At 62.5% G+C, this 18284-nt stretch carries 19 protein-coding genes; 8 read left to right on the top strand and 11 right to left on the bottom strand.

The features are described 5' to 3' along the window. Positions 1-90 precede the first annotated feature (90 nt). The 9 genes from nadC to HNQ71_RS07235 all read right to left on the bottom strand — a co-directional run bounded on the left by nadC (position 91) and on the right by HNQ71_RS07235 (position 9652). Positions 91-945, bottom strand: coding sequence for a carboxylating nicotinate-nucleotide diphosphorylase (nadC, locus tag HNQ71_RS07275; protein WP_184871837.1), 855 nt, complete (start codon positions 943-945; stop codon positions 91-93). Further along, positions 945-2483, bottom strand: coding sequence for an L-aspartate oxidase (locus tag HNQ71_RS07270; protein WP_184871836.1), 1539 nt, complete (start codon positions 2481-2483; stop codon positions 945-947). Before HNQ71_RS07270 ends, nadC begins: the two co-directional genes overlap by 1 nt. Further along, positions 2480-3442 (bottom strand): quinolinate synthase NadA, encoded by a 963-nt coding sequence (nadA, locus tag HNQ71_RS07265; RefSeq protein WP_184871835.1) that lies wholly within the window; start codon positions 3440-3442, stop codon positions 2480-2482. Before nadA ends, HNQ71_RS07270 begins: the two co-directional genes overlap by 4 nt. Positions 3443-3510: 68 nt before the next feature. After that, entirely contained in the window at positions 3511-4461 is a 951-nt protein-coding gene (locus tag HNQ71_RS07260; protein ID WP_184872270.1) for an NrtR DNA-binding winged helix domain-containing protein, read from the bottom strand. Positions 4462-4889: 428 nt separating this feature from the next. After that, complete coding sequence (locus tag HNQ71_RS07255) at positions 4890-6206, bottom strand: NAD(P)/FAD-dependent oxidoreductase (protein ID WP_184871834.1); 1317 nt, start codon at positions 6204-6206, stop codon at positions 4890-4892. Beyond that, on the bottom strand, positions 6203-7186 hold the full coding sequence (locus HNQ71_RS07250; RefSeq protein ID WP_184872269.1) for a branched-chain amino acid ABC transporter permease: 984 nt from the start codon (positions 7184-7186) through the stop codon (positions 6203-6205). Before HNQ71_RS07250 ends, HNQ71_RS07255 begins: the two co-directional genes overlap by 4 nt. Then, positions 7183-8091 (bottom strand): branched-chain amino acid ABC transporter permease, encoded by a 909-nt coding sequence (locus HNQ71_RS07245; protein ID WP_184871833.1) that lies wholly within the window; start codon positions 8089-8091, stop codon positions 7183-7185. The genes HNQ71_RS07250 and HNQ71_RS07245 overlap by 4 nt, the downstream gene beginning before the upstream one ends. Beyond that, positions 8088-8855, bottom strand: a complete 768-nt coding sequence (locus HNQ71_RS07240; protein WP_184871832.1) for a branched-chain amino acid ABC transporter ATP-binding protein — start codon at positions 8853-8855, stop codon at positions 8088-8090. The genes HNQ71_RS07245 and HNQ71_RS07240 overlap by 4 nt, the downstream gene beginning before the upstream one ends. Further along, positions 8852-9652 (bottom strand): ABC transporter ATP-binding protein, encoded by an 801-nt coding sequence (locus HNQ71_RS07235; protein ID WP_184871831.1) that lies wholly within the window; start codon positions 9650-9652, stop codon positions 8852-8854. Before HNQ71_RS07235 ends, HNQ71_RS07240 begins: the two co-directional genes overlap by 4 nt. 126 nt (positions 9653-9778) lie before the next feature. Here HNQ71_RS07235 and HNQ71_RS07230 point away from each other — a divergent pair, with 126 nt between their 5' ends. From HNQ71_RS07230 to HNQ71_RS07200, 7 genes are all read left to right on the top strand, one after another. Then, complete coding sequence (locus HNQ71_RS07230) at positions 9779-10513, top strand: GntR family transcriptional regulator (protein WP_095081116.1); 735 nt, start codon at positions 9779-9781, stop codon at positions 10511-10513. Then, on the top strand, positions 10510-10992 hold the full coding sequence (locus tag HNQ71_RS07225; protein ID WP_184871830.1) for a DUF3830 family protein: 483 nt from the start codon (positions 10510-10512) through the stop codon (positions 10990-10992). Before HNQ71_RS07230 ends, HNQ71_RS07225 begins: the two co-directional genes overlap by 4 nt. A gap of 1 nt (position 10993) precedes the next feature. After that, the gene (locus HNQ71_RS07220; RefSeq protein WP_184871829.1) at positions 10994-11347 is read left to right on the top strand and encodes a TIGR04076 family protein; all 354 of its coding nucleotides are present in this window, start codon (positions 10994-10996) and stop codon (positions 11345-11347) included. Further along, positions 11344-12399, top strand: coding sequence for an aldo/keto reductase (locus HNQ71_RS07215; RefSeq protein ID WP_184871828.1), 1056 nt, complete (start codon positions 11344-11346; stop codon positions 12397-12399). The genes HNQ71_RS07220 and HNQ71_RS07215 overlap by 4 nt, the downstream gene beginning before the upstream one ends. Further along, positions 12396-12824, top strand: coding sequence for a DUF4440 domain-containing protein (locus HNQ71_RS07210; RefSeq protein WP_184871827.1), 429 nt, complete (start codon positions 12396-12398; stop codon positions 12822-12824). The genes HNQ71_RS07215 and HNQ71_RS07210 overlap by 4 nt, the downstream gene beginning before the upstream one ends. Before the next feature lie 102 nt (positions 12825-12926). Next, positions 12927-14186, top strand: coding sequence for an ABC transporter substrate-binding protein (locus tag HNQ71_RS07205; RefSeq protein WP_184871826.1), 1260 nt, complete (start codon positions 12927-12929; stop codon positions 14184-14186). A gap of 242 nt (positions 14187-14428) precedes the next feature. Continuing rightward, positions 14429-15226, top strand: a complete 798-nt coding sequence (locus tag HNQ71_RS07200; protein ID WP_184871825.1) for an alpha/beta fold hydrolase — start codon at positions 14429-14431, stop codon at positions 15224-15226. Positions 15227-15572: 346 nt separating this feature from the next. On the opposite strand, the gene HNQ71_RS07195 is transcribed toward HNQ71_RS07200, so the two are convergent. Further along, positions 15573-16517, bottom strand: coding sequence for a hypothetical protein (locus HNQ71_RS07195; protein WP_184871824.1), 945 nt, complete (start codon positions 16515-16517; stop codon positions 15573-15575). Positions 16518-16801: 284 nt separating this feature from the next. Here HNQ71_RS07195 and HNQ71_RS07190 point away from each other — a divergent pair, with 284 nt between their 5' ends. Further along, positions 16802-17593, top strand: a complete 792-nt coding sequence (locus tag HNQ71_RS07190; protein WP_184871823.1) for a class I SAM-dependent methyltransferase — start codon at positions 16802-16804, stop codon at positions 17591-17593. 60 nt (positions 17594-17653) lie between these two features. Here HNQ71_RS07190 and HNQ71_RS07185 read toward each other — a convergent pair whose 3' ends face one another. Next, positions 17654-18184, bottom strand: a complete 531-nt coding sequence (locus HNQ71_RS07185) for a class I SAM-dependent methyltransferase (protein ID WP_246461241.1) — start codon at positions 18182-18184, stop codon at positions 17654-17656. Positions 18185-18284 lie beyond the last annotated feature (100 nt).

The raw sequence follows: 18284 nt of genomic DNA, 5'->3' as shown, positions 1-18284 counted from the left end.
TTCCTTGCGTTGTGGCGACATGGGCACCTTCAAACTGGCGGACCGCGTCGAGAGGAGCTGGGTCGAATGTAGATGGTCAGGGTCTCACCATCAAAGCTCACGGTAATCGAGACCGATATCGAGGATCGGCGCACTGTGAGTCAACCAGCCAATGGAAATCAGATCGACACCGGTTGCGGCAACGGCTGGCGCAATCGCGGCGGTGATCCTGCCAGATGCCTCGGTGATCGTCCGGCCGGCAACCAGCACGACAGCCTGGCGAAGCTCGTCGACCGACATATTGTCAAGCAGCACAGCGTCGGGAGCGAGCGCCAGAACCTCTTCGAGCTGGGCTAGCGTATCGACCTCGACTTCGATCTTGACGAGATGGCCGACGCTGCCTCGCACGCGTTCTATTGCGGGGCGAATTCCGCCGGCGATGGCGATGTGGTTGTCCTTGATCAGGATCGCGTCGTCGAGGCCGAAGCGGTGATTGGATCCGCCACCGGCACGCACGGCGTATTTTTCGACAGCCCGCAATCCAGGTGTCGTCTTGCGGGTGCAGACGATCTTTGCGCCGTGCCCGCGAACCGCCGCGACGACCGATGCCGTCGCGGTGGCGATGCCGCTCAGGTGACAGAGGAAATTGAGTGCCGTCCGTTCCGCGGTGAGAATGGCCCGGGCCGGACCGCTCACCGTTGCAACGATCTCGTCGGCTTCCACTTCGCTGCCGTCCCCATGATGTACGGTCATGTCGACGCTCTGGTCGATGAGCCGGAAGGCGAGCATGGCCAGATCGAGCCCGGCGACGGTCCCGGCCTGGCGCGCTGTCAGGGCGGTTGTCGCATGATGGTCTTTCGGTATGACGGCATCCGAGGTCACGTCGCCAGCCCTGCCGAGATCTTCGAGAAGAGCTGCCCGCACCAGAGGCTCGAGCATGATTGCGGGGAGTGGTGCGAGGCTCATCACGAGACGCTTTCCAGAGTCGGGGAGGATGTGAGTTCCCGCGCCGCGGCAATGGCCGCGTCGAGCGTGATTTGGGAGCGGCGGGCGAGAGCCGCATGATGCGGAAAGTCGGTCCGGAAATGAGCACCTCGGCTTTCTCGGCGCTGCAAGGCGGCAGCCGCGATCATCAGCCCGACGGCCGCGGGATCGGAGGCCATGTCGCGCCGCTGCAACAGCAGCAACAAGGCCCGTACGGCCTCCTTCAACCCTTCACCGTCCCGTATGACGCCGAGGGCTCGGGACAGAAGAGGACGCACGGGCCTTGGATCGGGGGCGAGCAGGCGAGGTGCCATCGCTGGCTTTCCGCCACCTCCGGGCGAACCGGCAACACTCTCGGCGACCCAGCGCGCGCAGACGACGGCCTCGATCAACGAATTGCTGGCCAGCCTGTTGGCGCCGTGCAGCCCGGTCGAGGCGACCTCTCCGCAAGCCCAAAGTCCCGGAACTGATGTGCGCCCGGCCAGATCCACTGCCACACCACCCATGTGATAGTGCTGCGCCGGCCGGATGGGAATGGGATCACGCGTCGGATCGATGCCCGCCTTGCCGCAGGCCGATGCGATCGTCGGGAACTGCCGCCCGAATGCCGGGCCGGGCTTTTCCCGTACATCGAGAAAGACGCGATGGCCATCGGCAAGATGCTTCCAGACGGCGCGCGCGACGATGTCGCGTGGTGCGAGTTCCCCTCGCAAACCGTCGAGGAAACGCCGCCCTGTCTCGTCGACGATGGTTGCGCCTTCGCCGCGAACCGCCTCGCTGATGAGCGTCATGGGGCGGTTCGATCCATCAAGCGCGGTCGGGTGGAACTGGATGAATTCCATATCGGCAAGGACAGCCCCCGCGCGGGCCGCAAGCGCCAGGCCCTGTCCGCAACTGCCCAGAGGATTTGTGCTGTCGAGAAACAGCCCACCGATTCCGCCGGTGGCAACGACGGCCCGTCCCGTGGTGAAGAACACCGGGCCCGTCGGACCGCTCGCCAGAACACCGGCGATCTTGCCGTCCTCGACGGCCAGTTGGCGCGCTTCGAAGTCCTCAACGACCTCTATTGTCGGTGTCGAGCGGACGGCCGCAACCAGGGCACGCATGATCTCGCGCCCGCTGCCGTCGCCGCCGGCATGAACGATGCGGCGTCGGCTGTGCGCGGCCTCCAGTCCAAGAAGCACCGTCCCTTCCGGCGTGCGGTCGAAGCGGACCCCGAAGCCCGCCAACGTCTCGATCGCACCGGGCGCGGCTTGGAGGATGCGGTTCGCCACGTCCCGGTCGCAGAGCCCATCGCCTGCGGCGAGCGTGTCGGCCAGATGCAGCGCCGGATCGTCGTCGTCGCCGAGGCTTGCGGCGAGGCCGCCCTGTGCCCACGTGCTGGAGGCGTCAGCACCCAATGGCGTCCTGGACAGGAGAAGCACCGGTTCGGGCGCCAAGTGCAGCGCGGTCATCAGCCCGGCTATGCCGCCGCCGATGATGACCGGTCGCCCGGCGAGATCGCGGACGTCCACGCTCATACCGCCAGCATCCGCTCGACGGCCAGCCGCGCGCGCCCGGCAATCTCCGGCTCGATGGTCACCACATGGCGGTTCTGCTCGAGCGCCGTACGGATGTTGGCGAGCGTTATCCGCTTCATGTGCGGGCACAAATTGCAGGGCCGGATGAACTCGACCTCGGGGTGTTCGACCGCGATATTGTCGCTCATCGAGCATTCCGTCATCAGCATGACGCGGGGCGGCTTTTGCCGCCCGACATAGTCGGACATCGCTGCGGTCGAGCCGGAAAAATCGGCCTCGGCCACCACTTCTGGCGGGCACTCGGGATGTGCCAACACCGTCACACCCGGATGGTCCTCGCGCAACTGGCGGATGTCTGCAGGCGTGAAGCGCTCATGCACCTCGCAATGCCCTTTCCAGGAGATGATCTGCACTTCGGTCTGGGCGGCGATGTTCTGGGCCAGATATTCGTCTGGCAGCATGATCACCTGGGGAACGCCAAGCGACTCGACGACAGCCTTCGCATTGCCGGAGGTACAGCAGATATCGGACTCGGCTTTCACTTCGGCTGACGTGTTGACATAGGTGACGACCGGCACGCCGGGATAGCGCTGCCGAAGCAGGCGGATGTCTTCGGCGGTAATCGAGTCGGCCAGCGAACAGCCTGCGCGCAGGTCAGGAATGAGTACCGTCTTTTGCGGATTGAGCAGCTTTGCCGTCTCGGCCATGAAATGCACGCCTGCCAGCACAATGATATCCGCTTCGACCGTCATCGCCTTGTGGGCAAGTGCCAGGCTGTCGCCGACGATATCGGCGACACAGTGGAAGATTTCCGGTGTTTGATAATTGTGCGCCAGGATGACGGCGTTTCGCTGCCGCTTCAGATCGAGAATGGCCTCTATATCATCGGCGAATACCGGCCATTCGATGGCCGGAATGACCGTCCGTACTCGATCGTACAGCGTGGAACTCAGCGTCATTTGCGTGCCTCACATATGCTCGTTGTGAGTATATATAGGGCATATGCTTATATGGAGTATAAGGGATGTCAAGCACGTGAAAGTGGCAATTTCGTCCCGGCGACTGCCCGCTCGGCCAGCACGCCGTGCCGGAAGCGAAACAACTTGGCGGGTCGGCCGCCAGTGTCGGTTGTTGATGCGCCAGTCTCTTCGACAAGTTCCTGCTGCTCTACCAACCGCCTGAAATTCTGCTTGTGGACGAGCCGGCCGGCCAGCGCTTCGACGCTGCGCTGGAGTTGCAGGAGCGTAAAGACCGACGGCATGAGTTCGAAAACGACAGGACGATATTTGATCTTGGCGCGCAACCTTGCGATGCCTGTGGCCAGAATACGGCGGTGATCGGCCGCCATTGCCAGACCGAAGGCCGATAGCGTGCCGTTTTCCCCTCGCTGGTGACGCGCTTCCCCGACAAGACCCGCTTCGTAGAGCAACTCGTAGCGTTGCAGCACCAACTCCTCGTTCCATGAATGTTCATCGACACCGAAGGCAATCGCGGTTCGTTGCCGGCGGTCGAGACGCACTTGATGATCGTCCGCGGCATCCGCCCATGCCTTCAGGCCCGGAACGATCAGGTCCGGTAATGTAGAGGGAACACCTGCACGATGATCTTCCCAAGGGAAATAGTCGTACCAGTTGCGCCATGCGGCTTTGTCGGCAGGTGCAGCCTGCTCCTCCCGGGTCAAGGCGAGATAGCTGATGGAAACCACGCGTTGCGCGCTCCCGTTTGCCGTCCTGTCGCGATCGGCGAAAGTGTAGAGCTGCTCGATATAGCCCAACGGGTGGCGTGTCTGCTGTTCGACCCAATCCCTAAGGCCCGACTGCAGGGAACGATGTCCAAGTTCGAATGGGCCGGAAGGCAAGGATTGACCACGCTCGATGGTCATGACGCGCGGGTGACCAATCGTCACTGCGACCAACACCGCAATCAGTTCCGCCGCGATAAAATGCTGTTGGCCGCTTTTTGCGGGCTGCCTCACAATGTCTTCCGCCTTATTTTTGGGTAGTCCTCGAACCTTCTGGGTATTGTCTGCCTTGCGGCTGAGAGTGATTCTGAGCGTGAACCGGGCCGTGGCGGCAGTCAACGTTCGACCAAGGCAACAGGCCAGCAACGGACGGTTCAAAGCTGCTAGTTAATCTCGTTCATTGTCTCTAGGTTCGCCAGACCGTACGAGGGAAACGGATTGGCGAGCCATCCGCTAACATGTTGATTTTGTGCAGAAAAGTCCGAGGCTCCGGGCCTTCCATGACCATTGATTTCATTGCGTAAATTGCGGGAAGGCTAGCGCTGGCGCTCAAATGTCGGCTGTAGTTGGACCGACGGATGCCGGACCGCATTGGCGTCAGGCCAGATCAGGCGTGTCATGCGAACGAAGCGACGGTGGTGTACAGGTGCGGCTCTGGCAAGGCGCTAGAGACCAGTCAGGCCCAGCTTGTCCAGCCGGTCTCGCAGCATGCTCCAGGGGAGCAGCACATTGGGTGCATAGCGGACCACGCCATGGAACGGGACCGGCGACGGCGGGGCGAAGGGAAGCGGCAAGTCCTGGGTGTCCACCCCGCTCGCCCAGTCCGCCAGTACCTTGCCCATCGCCGTGGTCATGGCGATGCCGCGGCCATTGCAAGCGAAGCCGGCGATCAGACCCGGGCCGAGGTCGATGAGGCGCGGCAGGAAATCTGGCGTCACCGCCGCCACCCCCGTCCAGCTGTAGGCAAGCGGCGGCAGGTCGGGCAAATCGAGATGCCTGGCGAGCCGTCGCCAGACCGTTTGCGGCACGCGCGTCTCGGCACCGGTGCCGACAATCTGCATCCCACCGCTGATCAACCGGTTCTGGCTGTCGAAGCGGCAGGTGAACAGGTTGCGCCTGGTGTCGCCGATGCCATGGCCGCCGGGCAGCAGGCGAGTGCGTATGTCGGGCGGCAGCGGCGCGGTGGCGATCTGGAAAACTTTCAGCGGGATATAGGTTCGCGCCAGGAGCGGGTTCAAAGCGCTACCATAGGCATTCGTCGCGACCAGAACCTTTCCTGCTCGCACCGCGCCGGCTGTGGTTCTCAACGTCGAGCCGTCTGCCATGCGGTCGATCGAAGCGACACGTGTGTGCTCGAAAAGCCGAGCGCCGGCTTTCTCGGCCGCATCGGCAAGACCGCGCGCATACTCGACCGGGTTGAGGACGCCGCCGGAACGGTCCATCCAGCCGCCGCTGTAACCGCGAAGACCAGTGAGTTCCGTCACCGCCGCGCTATCCAGCGTGACGGTCGGCCGGCCGCGCCGCGCCCATTGCTCGGCGCGCGATCGCGTCTTCTTCAAGGCGGCCGGGGTGTGTGCCGGCTGGATCCAGCCATTCTGCAGCGCGTCGCATTCGATGTTGTGCCGCTTGATCAGGTCGAAGACGAGGTCGGCGCTGCCGGCGGCGAAGTCGACCAGCCGCTCGCCACGCTCAGGCCCGAGTTCGGCAATGATGTCGTCGGGGTCTCGCTTGGCAAAATTCGGCACGACAAGGCCGGCATTGCGGCCTGTGGCGCCCCAGGCAATGGTTTCGGCTTCGAGGATGGCGACCGACATCCCCTTCTCGGCGGCGTGCAATGCTGTCGAAAGACCGGAAAAGCCGCCGCCGACAATGGCGAGATCGACATTGAGCTCGCCTTGCAGCGCCGGCCGGTCGCGACGATTGCGACTGACGGCATGCCAGAGCGAAACGTCATGCGCTTCCTGCCGGACAGCGGCACTCATGACCCGGAACTGCTCTTGTCCGCGACCAACTTCGCCCGCTTGCTGAACCATGGCCGCCGCGGCCGGTCGCCGAACAGGCCGTTCGGCCGGATCAGCAGGATGACGCAAAGCATGACACCGATCGCGGCAATCTGTAGCGCTGCGGCGCGGGCCTGCTGCTCCGGCGGGAACAGCACGCTGGTCAACGTGCCCGATCCGGCCCATATCGCCCAGACCAGGATGCTGCCGATGACGGCGCCGAGATTGCTGCCCGAGCCGCCGACGATGAGCATCACCCACACCTGGAAGGTCAGGATCGGCAGGTAATTGTCCGGCGCGATGAAGCCGGTGAAATGCGCCTGCAGTGCGCCCGCCAGCGCCATGATGGCACCACCGACGGCAAAGGCCTGGACGCGAAAGAAGCGCGCGCTCTTGCCCAGCGAGATCGCCGCCCGTTCGTCCTCGCGCAGCGCCTTCAAGACGCGGCCCCACGGGCTGCGCGACAGGTGCTCCAAGGCGAGGTAGGCGACGAGCGTCACGGCCGAGACGACGGCAAGGTTGGAGAGGTTGAACAGCAGCGGTGTCTCGGCAAGGCTGCCGAAGGGACGCGGGATGAAGCCGATGCCGAACGGGCCACCGGTCAATCCCTGCGCGTTGAGCGCGACCAACTGCACGACGACGGCGACGCCGAACGTGGTGATCGCCAGATAGTCGGATCTCAGCCGCAACGTGGCCATGCCGGTAAGTGCTGCGGCGATGCCGCCGACGGCCATGGCGCCGAGCCAACCGACAAGGATCGGCAGGCCGAAGCCGCCGAGCCGCGCGGCATCGTCAGGTGTGGTCAGCAGCGCCGAGGTGTAGGCACCGATGGCGACGAAGCCGGCGAGGCCGACATTGAACAGGCCGGTCAGCCCCCATTGCAGGTTAAGCCCCAGTGTGACCAGCGAAAAGATCAGCGCCGTGGTCAGGAAGAAGGCGCCGTAGCCGAGCAGATCCATCAGCGTTCCCTCACTCCAAACAGCCCGATTGGTCGCACGAACAGCACCGCCATCAGGATGATGAAGGAGACGGCGGCGCGCCATTCGGCGCCGATCAGCTGTACCGCGCCGGCTTCCGCCAGCCCGATGATCAGGCCGCCGAGCACGGCGCCGGGAATGCTGCCGATGCCGCCGAGAATGGCGGCGGCGAACATCGGCAGCAGCATGTCGAAGCCCATGAACGGGCGGATCTGCACCAGAATGCCGATCATCACCCCGGCGACGCAGGCCAGCGCGCCGCCGATGATCCAGGTCACGCGCACCACGCTGGCGACGTCGATGCCGACGATGCGGGCCAGTGCAGCATTTTGGCTCAAGGCCTGCATCGCGCGACCGGTCTGCGTGCGTGTCATCAACAGATGCACGCCGAGCACCAGCACGGCGGTTAGCAGTAGCAGCGCGATCTGGTCGGGCGTGATGCGAATGCCGAAGCCGACCGGCATGGCGATCTGGATCGCCCGGCTGAAATAGGTCGGCCGAGAGGTGAAGGTGAATTCGAGCAGGCTTCTGAGCGCCATCGATGCGCCGAAGCTCGCCATCACCACGATGATCGCCTGGCCCTGCGAGCGTAGCCGCGCAAACAGAACCTTGTCGAGCAGCAGCGCCAGCAAAGCGGTGAAGGCCATGCCGACGATCAGCGCGACAATCAGCGGCCAGCCGAACGACAGCGGTCCGATCGGCGCCACCTTGCCGAATGTCGCGCCGATGGCGCTGACGACGGCCAGCGTCGCATAGGTGCCCCAGGCCATGAAGTCGCCATGGGCGAAGTTCGAAAAGCGCAGGATCGAATAGGTGAGCGTCACGCCGATGGCGCCGAGACCGATCATCGAACCGGTCAGCAGCCCGTCGACGATGAATTGCAGGCTCATGCCGCACCTCCCTCACCGGCGTGCGGCGCTTTTTCTGCCTTGAGGGGGCGCTGGCCAAGGTAGAGTTCGGCCACGACCGGGTCGTTCCACAGTTCGGAAGCAATGCCTTCGTGCCGGTCTTTGCCTTCGACCAGCACATAGGCGCGGTCGCCGATGGCGAGTGCTGCCTTGGCGTTCTGTTCGACCAAAAGGATGGTGACACCGGATTTGCGGATACCGGCCAGCATCTCGAACACCATCGACACGAATTTCGGCGACAGGCCGGCCGATGGCTCGTCGAGCACCAGCACCTTGGGGTGGACGATCAGCGCCCGCGCGACGGCGAGCATCTGCCTTTGCCCACCCGAGAGATTGCCGGCGGCGGTTCGTCGCTGGCGGATGAGGTCGGGGAAGGCTGCATACATCTCGTCGATGCGGGCAGGGATTTCGCCCCGCTCGAGAATGCCGCAGGCGACCTTCAGATTGTCCTCGACCGACATCAGCGGGAAGATGTTTTCGGTCTGCGGCACGAAGGCCAGACCGAGCCGCACCATGGTGTGGGCCGGTGCGGCGGTGATGTCCTTGCCGTCCAGAAACACCGTGCCGCCGGTGATCGGGACGAGGCCGGCGATGGCCTTGATGAAGCTCGACTTGCCGGCGCCATTGGGGCCGAGCACGACGACGATCTCGCCTTTGCTAACGGTGATCGAGGCGCCGCGCACGATCGGTACGCCGGGCTCGTAGCCGGCCTCGAGATTGCGAACATCGAGGACGATCTCGCTCATGTGGTGCCTCCGAGATAGGCCTCGATGACGCGCGGGTCGCGGGCGACCTCTTCCGCCGTGCCTTCGCTCAGCAACTGGCCGCTCGCCATGACGAGGACGCGATGACAGAGCCGCGTCACCATGTCGATGTTGTGCTCGATCAGCAGGAAGGTGATGCCGCGCGCGTTGATATCACGGATGCGGTCGATGATGACTTCGAGCAGCGTTGCGTTGACGCCGGCCGCAGGTTCGTCGAGCAGGATGATCGCCGGATCGGCCATCATCACGCGGGCGAGTTCGAGCAGCTTGCGCTGGCCGCCGGAAAGCACCCGCGCCGGCTCATGCGCGAGATGGGTGAGGGTGACCAACTCCAGCAGTTCGAGCGCTTTGGTCCTGGCGGCTCTCTCCTGCGCCGCCACCCGCCATGGCGTCACGAAATTGGCAAGCAGCTTCTCACCGGCCTGGCCTTGCGCCGCCAGCATGATGTTTTCGATCAGCGTCAGGTTGGGCAGCGGGCGCGGGATCTGGAAGGTGCGGCCAAGGCCGCGACCGATGCGCAGATGCGCGGCTTCGCCCGAAACGCGCGTACCATTGAGCAGGATATCGCCGCTGGTCGGCAGGATGCTGCCGGCCAGCAGATCGAACATCGTCGTCTTGCCGGCGCCGTTCGGCCCGATCAGGCCGAGGATTTCTCCTGCCCTTACGTCGAACGAGACATCGTTGACGGCGACGAGGCCGCCGAACCGCCTGACGACCTTCCTCGCCATCAGAACCGGTGCACGGGTCTCTTGCCCCTGCTGTTCCGCTGCCTCGCTCATCAAACCCTCTGGCCGAAGACGATCGTTGCCGTCTCCTGATTTTGATTTGTGATCACACTTGCTTTGATCACGCTATTCGGCTTTAATTTCGTCTGCAAGCCGAAAACCGGCCGAGAACGGAATTCCATGCAAAAGGCCGCCATCGAAAAGAACAATGAGGCCATCGCGGCCCAACTGGCGCCTGTCGGCCGGGAAACCGTGCAGGATCGCGTCTATTCGGAATTGCGCCGCGCCCTGATCGGCGGCCTGTTCGAGCCAAGCCAGGTGCTGACCATCCGTGGCCTTGCCGATGCGCTGGTCACCTCGACCATGCCGGTGCGCGAAGCGCTCGGTCGGTTGATCACCGAAAAGGCGCTGGAGGCGCTGCCCAACCGTTCGGTGCGGGTGCCGCCAATCACGCTGGAACGCCTCGACGATCTCTTGCGTGCCCGTATCCTGATCGAGGGCGAGGCCATCGCACTGGCCGCCGCCCGCATGGGGCCGCGCCAGATCGCCACCATCGAGACCATTCTCGGCGAATGGGACGAGATGCGGGCTCTGAAACACAAGAAAGACGTCGATCGCGAAGTGACGCTCAACCAGAGCTTTCATTTCGAGATCTACCGTTCCTGCGGCTCGGCCGTGCTGATCCCGATGATCGAAAGCCTGTGGCTGCAATCGGGCCCCTGCATTCGTGTTGCCATCTACGCCTTCTCGGAAGCCGGCGAGGTCGATACCGCCCAGTATCACCGCCGCATCGTCACGGCACTGGCCACCCAGGATGCGCAGGCCGCGCGCGAGTCGCTGGCCGCCGACATCAGCCGGCCCTTCACCTTCCTGCGCAGCAAGCTGCAATCCGCCGCCGCGAAAGACCAGACATGACCGCCATCAGGATCACCGAGCCACGCTCTCAGCTTTCCGTGACGGCGCTGTTGCTTCCGCAGAAGGCACCGGAAAACGTTGCCTTTCTCGAGGCATATCTCGGCACGCCACGCGTCGTCCCGGGCATCCACGCGATGTGGACGGGACCGGAAATCTCCTGCCCGGTTCCCGCTGCCGATCTCGAGGGCCAGCCCTATGCCAGGCCTCTGCCGGCCGAGAACGCGACGCTGACGCCGCAGCCGGGTGACATAGTGCTGTCTTATGTGCCGCCGCGCTTGTGGGGTGGCAATCCCAATGCGATCTTCGACATCGGTCTCTACTACGGGCAGGGCGCGCGCCTGCTGTTCCCGATCGGCTGGCTCGCCGGCAGCGTGGTGGCGCAAGTTCGCGCCGAAGAGCGCGATCGGTTCGCCGCAGCCTGCGGCGTCATCCGTCACAACGGCGCCTGTGACGTCACCTTCAGCCTGGTGGAGGCCTGACATGGCCGACGACAGTTTCGAGCTTTTCGATCTCCGCGTCGAGGCGGTCATCCCGGAAGGCAAGCCGATCTATTGCGGCGCCAGGGCCGGCGACTATTTCGAGCTCAAAGGCGAGATGCTGTCGATGCCGGCCGGCCAGGGTTTTTCGATCTATTCGATTGCGGCCGTGTTGCCGTTGTTGGCCGCCAAGCAGCGCCCGACCCACCCCAACGACTGGATGACCTCGGACGCCGAGATCGCTTGTCCCGATCCCAATTGCGCCAGCCGGCTGAGGATCGTCAGGGTAGCCAAGCGGCGGTTCAGCCATGCCGAGACGACGGCAGTGCCGCTGCCGAAGCAGAGAGACGACAAATGAGTGCCAAGACGTTCGAACTCGGCCCCGGCTACACCATCTCGCGTGTCATTCGCGGTGGCTGGCAGCTCGCCGGAGGCCATGGCGCGATCGACCGCGGGCAAGCGGTGACCGATCTGATTGCCACCTTCGATGCCGGCATCTTCACCTATGACTGCGCCGATATCTACATCGGCGTCGAGGAGTTGATCGGTGCGGCGCGCCTGCGGCTGGCCAACGAACGCGGTCTCGACGTCGCCGCCAGGATGAAGGTGCACACCAAGCTGGTGCCCGACCTTGAACGGCTGGCCAACGTCAGCCGCGATTACATCAGGGGCATCGTCGAGCAATCGCTGCGGCGGCTGAAGACCGAGCGGCTCGATCTTGTGCAGTTCCACTGGTGGGACTATGCGCAGCCGCGCTATGTCGAGGCGATGGGCTGGCTCAACGAGCTTCGCCTTGAAGGCAAGGTTCGCAATCTCGGCACCACCAATTTCGACACGCCGCGGCTGGCCGAAATCCTCGCGGCCGGCATTCCGCTGGTGAGCCAGCAGCTGCAATATTCCGTGCTCGACCAGCGACCGAGCAACAGCCTTTCCGCACTCGCCGCGAAAAACGGCGTCAGCTTCCTCTGCTACGGCTCCGTCGCCGGCGGCTTCCTCGCCAACAAATGGCTAGGCATGGCCGAGCCGGCCACCCCGCTCGAAAACCGCTCGCTGGTCAAATACAAGCTGATCATCGATGACTTTGGCGGCTGGGACCTGTTCCAGCAGTTGCTTCAGGTGCTGAAGGCAGTCGGCGACCGCCACGGCGTCGACATCGCCACCATCGCCAGCGCCTGGGTGCTGGAACAGCCGCAAGTGGCGGCCGTCATCGTCGGTGCTCGCAACCAGGCGCATGCGCTTGCCAACGCCGGCATCATGGACGTTACGCTCGATGCCGAAGACCGGGCGCGGATTACCGGCGTCATCGCGCAAGGCTCCGGCCTCGAGGGCGATGTCTACACGCTGGAGCGCGACCGCCACGGCCGCCACGGTTCGATCATGCACTACAACCTCAATGCGGGGAAACAATGAGCGGCCAGCCCTCCCTGTTTTCGCGCGCCAGCGCCGAAATCGTCGACCTGCATCGCTTTTTCGTCGACTGGTTCGTCGCGGCCCGCGCCAATAAAGCCGACTTCAGCCGCTTCGAGCGCGTCATGGGCGACGGCTTCGCCATGGTCGCACCGGACGGCCAGATCCTCGATCGCGACGCGGTCGTCGATCATGTCCGCACCAGCCGCGCCACTTGTGACGACGGCTTCGCCATTTCGATCGAGGGCATCCGGCCGGGCTGGCAGGATGCCGAGACGATCGTCGTCTTCTACGTCGAGGCGCAACTGCGCGGTGGCAAGCACAGCCGCCGCCAGTCGAGCGCCGTCTTCACCACCAGTTCATCGGCGCCCAACGGTGTCCTATGGCGACATCTGCATGAAACCTGGCTGCAGGTGCCGGAAGGCTGAACAGGAGCATCGGACAAAGAGTGCGAAGCGGTTTTTGGGTTAGTCCGATGCGCAAACAAAGAGACATGTAATCCAGTTCGTGTAGCTCCAAGGGGAACAACAATGAGAAAGACGATACTTCAACTCACCACCGCGCTCGCCATCGTAACTATGGCCGGTGCAGCGCAAGCGGCCGATTGCAAGATCACCGTCGGCCTCGTCATGGAACTAACCGGCCCGGCCGGCGAATACGGTCAGGCCGGCGCCAAGTCGGTCGAGATGGCCTTCCGCGACATCAACGCCGCCGGCGGCGTGCGCGGCTGCGACCTGGCGACCGACACGCGCGACAGCCAGAGCCAGGGCAACATCGCTGTCGACGCCGCGACCCAGCTGGTTCAGGTCAAGAAGGTGCCGGTCATCATCGGCGGGATCATCTCGTCGGTGTCGATCCCGATCCTGACCTCGGTCACGGCACCGGCCAAGATCGTCCAGGTGTCGCCGGCTTCGTCGTCGCCGACGCTGACGGCGCTTGGCCGCGACGGCAAGACCAACGGCATCTTCTTCCGCACCATCACCTCGGATGCGTTGCAGGGCGTCGCCGCCGCCAAATATGCCATCGACAAGGGCTTCAAGAAACTGTCGATCATCCACGTCAACAATGACTTCGGCGTCAACATGGTGGCCGAATTCTCGCGTGCCTACAAAGCGCTCGGCGGCACCATCGTTTCCGACACGCCCTACAACGAAAAGCAGTCGAGCTATGCCTCGGAAGTCACGGCCGCGATGGCTGGCGAACCCGACGGGCTCTACCTCGTCAGCACGCCGGTCGACGGCGCGACGGTTGCCCGCACCTGGATTTCGCAGGGCGGTGTGCAGAAATTCCTGCTCAACGACGGCATGAACAGTCCGGACTTCATCGAGTCCGTCGGCGCCGACTATCTGAAGGACGCCTATGGCACGTCGTCCGGCACCAGCCCGACGGCCTCCACCGACTATTTCACGAAGAACTACAAGGAATTTTCCGGCATCGAGCCGTCCAATCCGGCGGCCGACCGTTCCTATGATGCCGGCGCCATCGTCGGCCTCGCCATCGCGATTGCCGGCTCCGAGGATCCAGCCAAGATCAAGGACGCGATGTACAAGGCGGTCGACCCGGCCGGCACGCCGATCTTTGCCGGCAAGGACGAGTTCGCCAAGGCGCTCGGCCTGATCAAGGACGGCAAGCCGATCCGCTACGAAGGCGTCATCGGTCCCGTCGCCTTCGACAAATATGGCGACATCACCGGCCCGTTCCGCCTCTGGAAGATCGTCGACGGCAAGGTGACAACCGACGGTGAAATGACCACCGACGACGTCAACGCGCTGCAGGCGAAATTGCAGTAACGCTTGAATGGCTTGTCTGGCGGCGCCCATTATGGGCCGCCGCCAGACAGCAAACAGGCATAGGCGACCTGACGAATGTCGCGATGATCTCGCACCCGAACGCTCCCGAGTACCGATGGGTGCCCTGCGGTCCGATCCTGAACCATCGAAGAGAAGGAACCAACAGATGAAGAGCTTCAATGCCTTGGATCAGGTCGCACCAAGCCGTCTTGATTTCTTTGCGGTCGCCACGACGGGCTTCGTTGCCGCTCAGCTCGGCACGCTCGGATCGGCGGCAGCGGCACAACAGACGGACTCAGGTTCCACAGTTCAGGCTGGAGCGCATACTTTCCTTCGCGGCGCTAAAGCAGATCGACGCCGGCGTGCTGAATGTTGGATACGCTCAAGATGGCCCTGAAAATGGCCCTGTTGTGATCTTGCTGCATGGCTGGCCTTACGACATTCACAGCTATGTCGACGTGGCTCCGATCCTGGCCAAGGCCGGCTATCGGGTGATCGTTCCCTATCTACGCGGCTACGGTACTACCCGCTTTCTGTCCGCCGAAACGCCGCGCAAAGGCCAGCAGGCGGCGCTCGCCGTCGACATCATCGCACTGATGGACGCGCTGAAAATCGATAGCGCCGTCTTCGGCGCTTATGACTGGGGCGCGCGGACCGCCAATATTATCGCCGCGCTCTGGCCGGAGCGCTGCAAGGCGCTGGTGTCTGTGAGCGGCTATCTGATCGGCAATCAGCAAGCTGGCAAGGTGCCACTGCCCCCAAAGGCCGAGTTGCAGTGGTGGTTACCAGTACTATTTCGCGACCGAGCGTGGCGCGGCCGGCTACGCCAAATACACGCGCGACTTCGTGCGCCTGATCTGGGAACTCGCCTCGCCGCAATGGAAGTTCGACGACGCCACTTTCGCGCGATCGGCAACAGCTTTCGACAATCCCGATCATGTCGCGATCCACGATCCACAATTACCGCTGGCGGCTTGGGCTGGCAGAGGGCGAAGCACAGTACGACGACCTTGAGAAGCGGCTCGCCACGGCTCCCGTGATCGGTGTCCCCACGATTACGCTCGAGGGTGACGCCAATGGGGCGCCCCATCCGGACCCAAGCGCGTACGCCAAGATGTTTTCGGGCAAATACGAGCACCGATTAATCAAGGGAGGCATCGGCCACAACCTGCCCCAGGAAGCACCGTAGGCCCTTGTCGACGCTGTTGTCGCTGTAGCCGGATAAGTGATGGGCACGCTGCGTGACGACGTCCGAGGCCGACTCGAACCTGGCACAATTGGCCCCCAGCTCTCGCGGAACGCCGATGTGCGCATTCGAGCGTCTGATAGCAATTGTCTGTGAGAAATCCGAGTATAAATGGAAAGGCAAAGAAGCTCGACCGAATTTCAAGTCGATGTCTCGAGATGCCCAATGCTAGCGCCTTCCCGCTCTGCCAGTTTGATGATTTCGGCGAATCTGGCGTCGTCGATCTGTCCGGCCATGCACACTCCGTCCGTATGCCATCCGGGCCGTGACATTTCCTCAAATTCAGGATCCCGCAGCCGGTCGGCCAGCCTGCGATTGGAACCGAGATAAGCGTCCTCAAACTGTCTTACGACATACGCCGGCAACCCGAACGGCGGCCCTGGCCGGTGTCGTTGAAGAGCCAAAAGCGCTTCTGACATCGGTGGCAGACCTCGCTCGTTGAGCATTCGCGCCACCTCGGTCAGTTCGGCGTTAAGGCTGCGGTTGGCATGAATTTCCTGCACCTGATCGATCGTGTCGATGCAAATACCCAGCCGCACCTTGAACGCGCTCAGCAGCGAACGCGGGCTATAGTTGATCATCCGCATGGCGGCATCGGGAAATGCGCCGGCCCAGCTCTCGTAGAGGCAATTCCAGTCAAGATGGGGGAGATATTCGGCGCCGTCTACAATATCGCTGCGCCCGAGCGACTTGATGTCCTGCGCATAGCCGCTAGCTGACAGGATGTCCTGCCGCCTCAGGACACAGACGATCATGACGACGTCCACATTCTCCTGCCTGAAATATTCCGCCACATGCAGCGGATCGCAGATATGAAAGTATTCTGACGATATGATCGACACCAGATCGGGGTCGTACGAGAACAGCGTCTCCTTCTCGTCAGGAAGGCTAGCGAGACCCCTGATATCGTCCAAGGCGCGCCGAGACACGTCCTGGACCAGGCTTGCGGCGACTTGATGGGAGGCCATGTCAGGAGCGACGTAGAAGCCGGCCTGGCGCAGGACAGCACTGTTGTATCGGAGCCAGTTCTGCAGGAACGTCGTTCCGGTCTTGGCGAGGCCGATATGAAGGATTGCCCTGGGCATGAGTGCAGGCTCTATGACGGACTTGTCTCGCTCTTCCTACGCCTAGTCGGCCCGGTTGAGCAACGGTCGGCGCTGCCTGTCTGTTCTCTCGTTCCGCTTTGACCGATAAGCGATTTCCGCAGCGCCCGGATGACCCGAACGCGCCGCGACGCAAATTCGTGTCGGTCCTCCACGCCAGACAAACGCGACCTAAAAGGCAGGCTGCAGATTGTTTAATTGTCTCCAGCTTGTAGGTTGGCGGCAGACGGCTTGTAGGTTGGCGGCAGAGGGCTCGGAGAGAATCGATGTCAGATATCGATATTACCGGCATACTGGCAGAGCATGAACCACTCGCCCGGTCGATCGCCGAAGTCAAAAAGGTCGCCTATGAGATCAGCAAGGATGACATGCTGCTCGATTTCTTCGTCCGGGCCGTGTTTCCGACAGATCACCGCAACGCGATCGAAGCCTATTTCACAGGGGGAGAAGATTGCGCCAAGCGCTTCGCCAACCTTTGCCGCGAACACCTTTCATCTGGCCCATCCAGCGTCCTTGAGTTCGCGTCGGGTTATGGCCGCGTCGCGCGCTACGCGAAGCATGTTCTGCCGGATACAGCATGGGTTTCCAGCGACGTTCACCCTAATGCCGTCGAATTCCTATCAAGCAAGATCGGCGTTAGGGCACACCTCTCGTCCACAAAACCGGAGGACTGGAGCATCGACGACGAGTTTGATGTTGTCTTCGCCCTATCGTTTTTTTCGCACATGCCAGACGCTACCTTCGCGCCTTGGCTCTCTCGCGTTTTCACGGCAGTGAAGCCGGGGGGCATCTTTGTTTTCACAACTCACGGAGCCGTCACTCTCCGAAATATGAGAGCTGGGGGTTCGCCCGCGCAATTTGATGACACAGGATTTTATTGGAACTCGAAGAGCGACCAGCGCGATCTGGACGCTCGCGACTATGGAACAAGCGCCGTTTCCCTTGGTTATGTTCAAAAGGCAGTGTCCGACATCGAAGGGGCCGAACTGATCCGCTTCCAGCAGGCGTTTTGGTGGGCGCACCAAGACCTTTATGTCGTCCGCAAGCTCGATCAATAAGCTTGCCGTACAAACGATATGTCTCATGAGGAAAACGACTATACGAACTTAGAAGTAATATTATCTAATAAATAGCTTCTTACGAGCAGTTATTGCCGTGGCGTCTGGATATGAAACCGTATTTATGTTGACCGATGTGAAGCCAGCTCGAATTGGAAATGTCCAAGCGTCGGCCCCAAACTCGGTGTGCACCATGAAGTCATATCCCCCTTGGTTCGAATCCCCGTGGTAACTTGGCGGAAGCCCCTCTCTGTCGCGCGTCAAACGACCGACAATTGTTGGGACGGTGTAACATAAGCACCCATCATCCGAGAGGACGCGTCCGCATTCCCTCAAAGCTTCAATCGGAAATGGCACGTGTTCCAGCGTATCGGAATGAAGGACGAGATCAAACTGATCATCCTCATAGGGCATGGACTGCATATCTACCGAGGGGTAGTCGGCACGGGTATACAGTGGGAGAACCGAAAGTGTCGCAGACAGTGACGAGCCGTTGATATCGAGAATGCGGAGACGGCGCGCTTCACTTGTATTGACAAAATCCACCAAGGTTTTGGCGGTAGCGACAACTTCGCGAATTGCGTTGGCCAAGGCAATCCCCCTTAGATTTGAGCCGCAACGCGTGCATTGAGTGCCTTGCTGCCGGTCGATATAGGCAACCTCGGCCGACGACAAATTCCACTCAGCGATC

The organism is Mesorhizobium sangaii, from assembly GCF_014207355.1.
In the GTDB taxonomy this organism is placed as follows: domain Bacteria; phylum Pseudomonadota; class Alphaproteobacteria; order Rhizobiales; family Rhizobiaceae; genus Mesorhizobium; species Mesorhizobium sangaii.
This window is presented reverse-complemented; position numbering and strand designations above follow the sequence as displayed.

Excerpts from the sequence above, each read along its gene's own strand:
- nadC (WP_184871837.1), bottom strand. The coding sequence starts at position 945 with ATGAGCCTCGCACCACTCCCCGCAATCATGCTCGAGCCTCTGGTGCGG.
- HNQ71_RS07270 (WP_184871836.1), bottom strand. The coding sequence starts at position 2,483 with ATGAGCGTGGACGTCCGCGATCTCGCCGGGCGACCGGTCATCATCGGC.
- nadA (WP_184871835.1), bottom strand. The coding sequence starts at position 3,442 with ATGACGCTGAGTTCCACGCTGTACGATCGAGTACGGACGGTCATTCCG.
- HNQ71_RS07255 (WP_184871834.1), bottom strand. The coding sequence starts at position 6,206 with ATGAGTGCCGCTGTCCGGCAGGAAGCGCATGACGTTTCGCTCTGGCAT.
- HNQ71_RS07245 (WP_184871833.1), bottom strand. The coding sequence starts at position 8,091 with ATGAGCCTGCAATTCATCGTCGACGGGCTGCTGACCGGTTCGATGATC.
- HNQ71_RS07240 (WP_184871832.1), bottom strand. The coding sequence starts at position 8,855 with ATGAGCGAGATCGTCCTCGATGTTCGCAATCTCGAGGCCGGCTACGAG.
- HNQ71_RS07235 (WP_184871831.1), bottom strand. The coding sequence starts at position 9,652 with ATGAGCGAGGCAGCGGAACAGCAGGGGCAAGAGACCCGTGCACCGGTT.
- HNQ71_RS07230 (WP_095081116.1), top strand. The coding sequence starts at position 9,779 with ATGCAAAAGGCCGCCATCGAAAAGAACAATGAGGCCATCGCGGCCCAA.
- HNQ71_RS07225 (WP_184871830.1), top strand. The coding sequence starts at position 10,510 with ATGACCGCCATCAGGATCACCGAGCCACGCTCTCAGCTTTCCGTGACG.
- HNQ71_RS07220 (WP_184871829.1), top strand. The coding sequence starts at position 10,994 with ATGGCCGACGACAGTTTCGAGCTTTTCGATCTCCGCGTCGAGGCGGTC.
- HNQ71_RS07215 (WP_184871828.1), top strand. The coding sequence starts at position 11,344 with ATGAGTGCCAAGACGTTCGAACTCGGCCCCGGCTACACCATCTCGCGT.
- HNQ71_RS07210 (WP_184871827.1), top strand. The coding sequence starts at position 12,396 with ATGAGCGGCCAGCCCTCCCTGTTTTCGCGCGCCAGCGCCGAAATCGTC.
- HNQ71_RS07205 (WP_184871826.1), top strand. The coding sequence starts at position 12,927 with ATGAGAAAGACGATACTTCAACTCACCACCGCGCTCGCCATCGTAACT.
- HNQ71_RS07195 (WP_184871824.1), bottom strand. The coding sequence starts at position 16,517 with ATGCCCAGGGCAATCCTTCATATCGGCCTCGCCAAGACCGGAACGACG.
- HNQ71_RS07190 (WP_184871823.1), top strand. The coding sequence starts at position 16,802 with ATGTCAGATATCGATATTACCGGCATACTGGCAGAGCATGAACCACTC.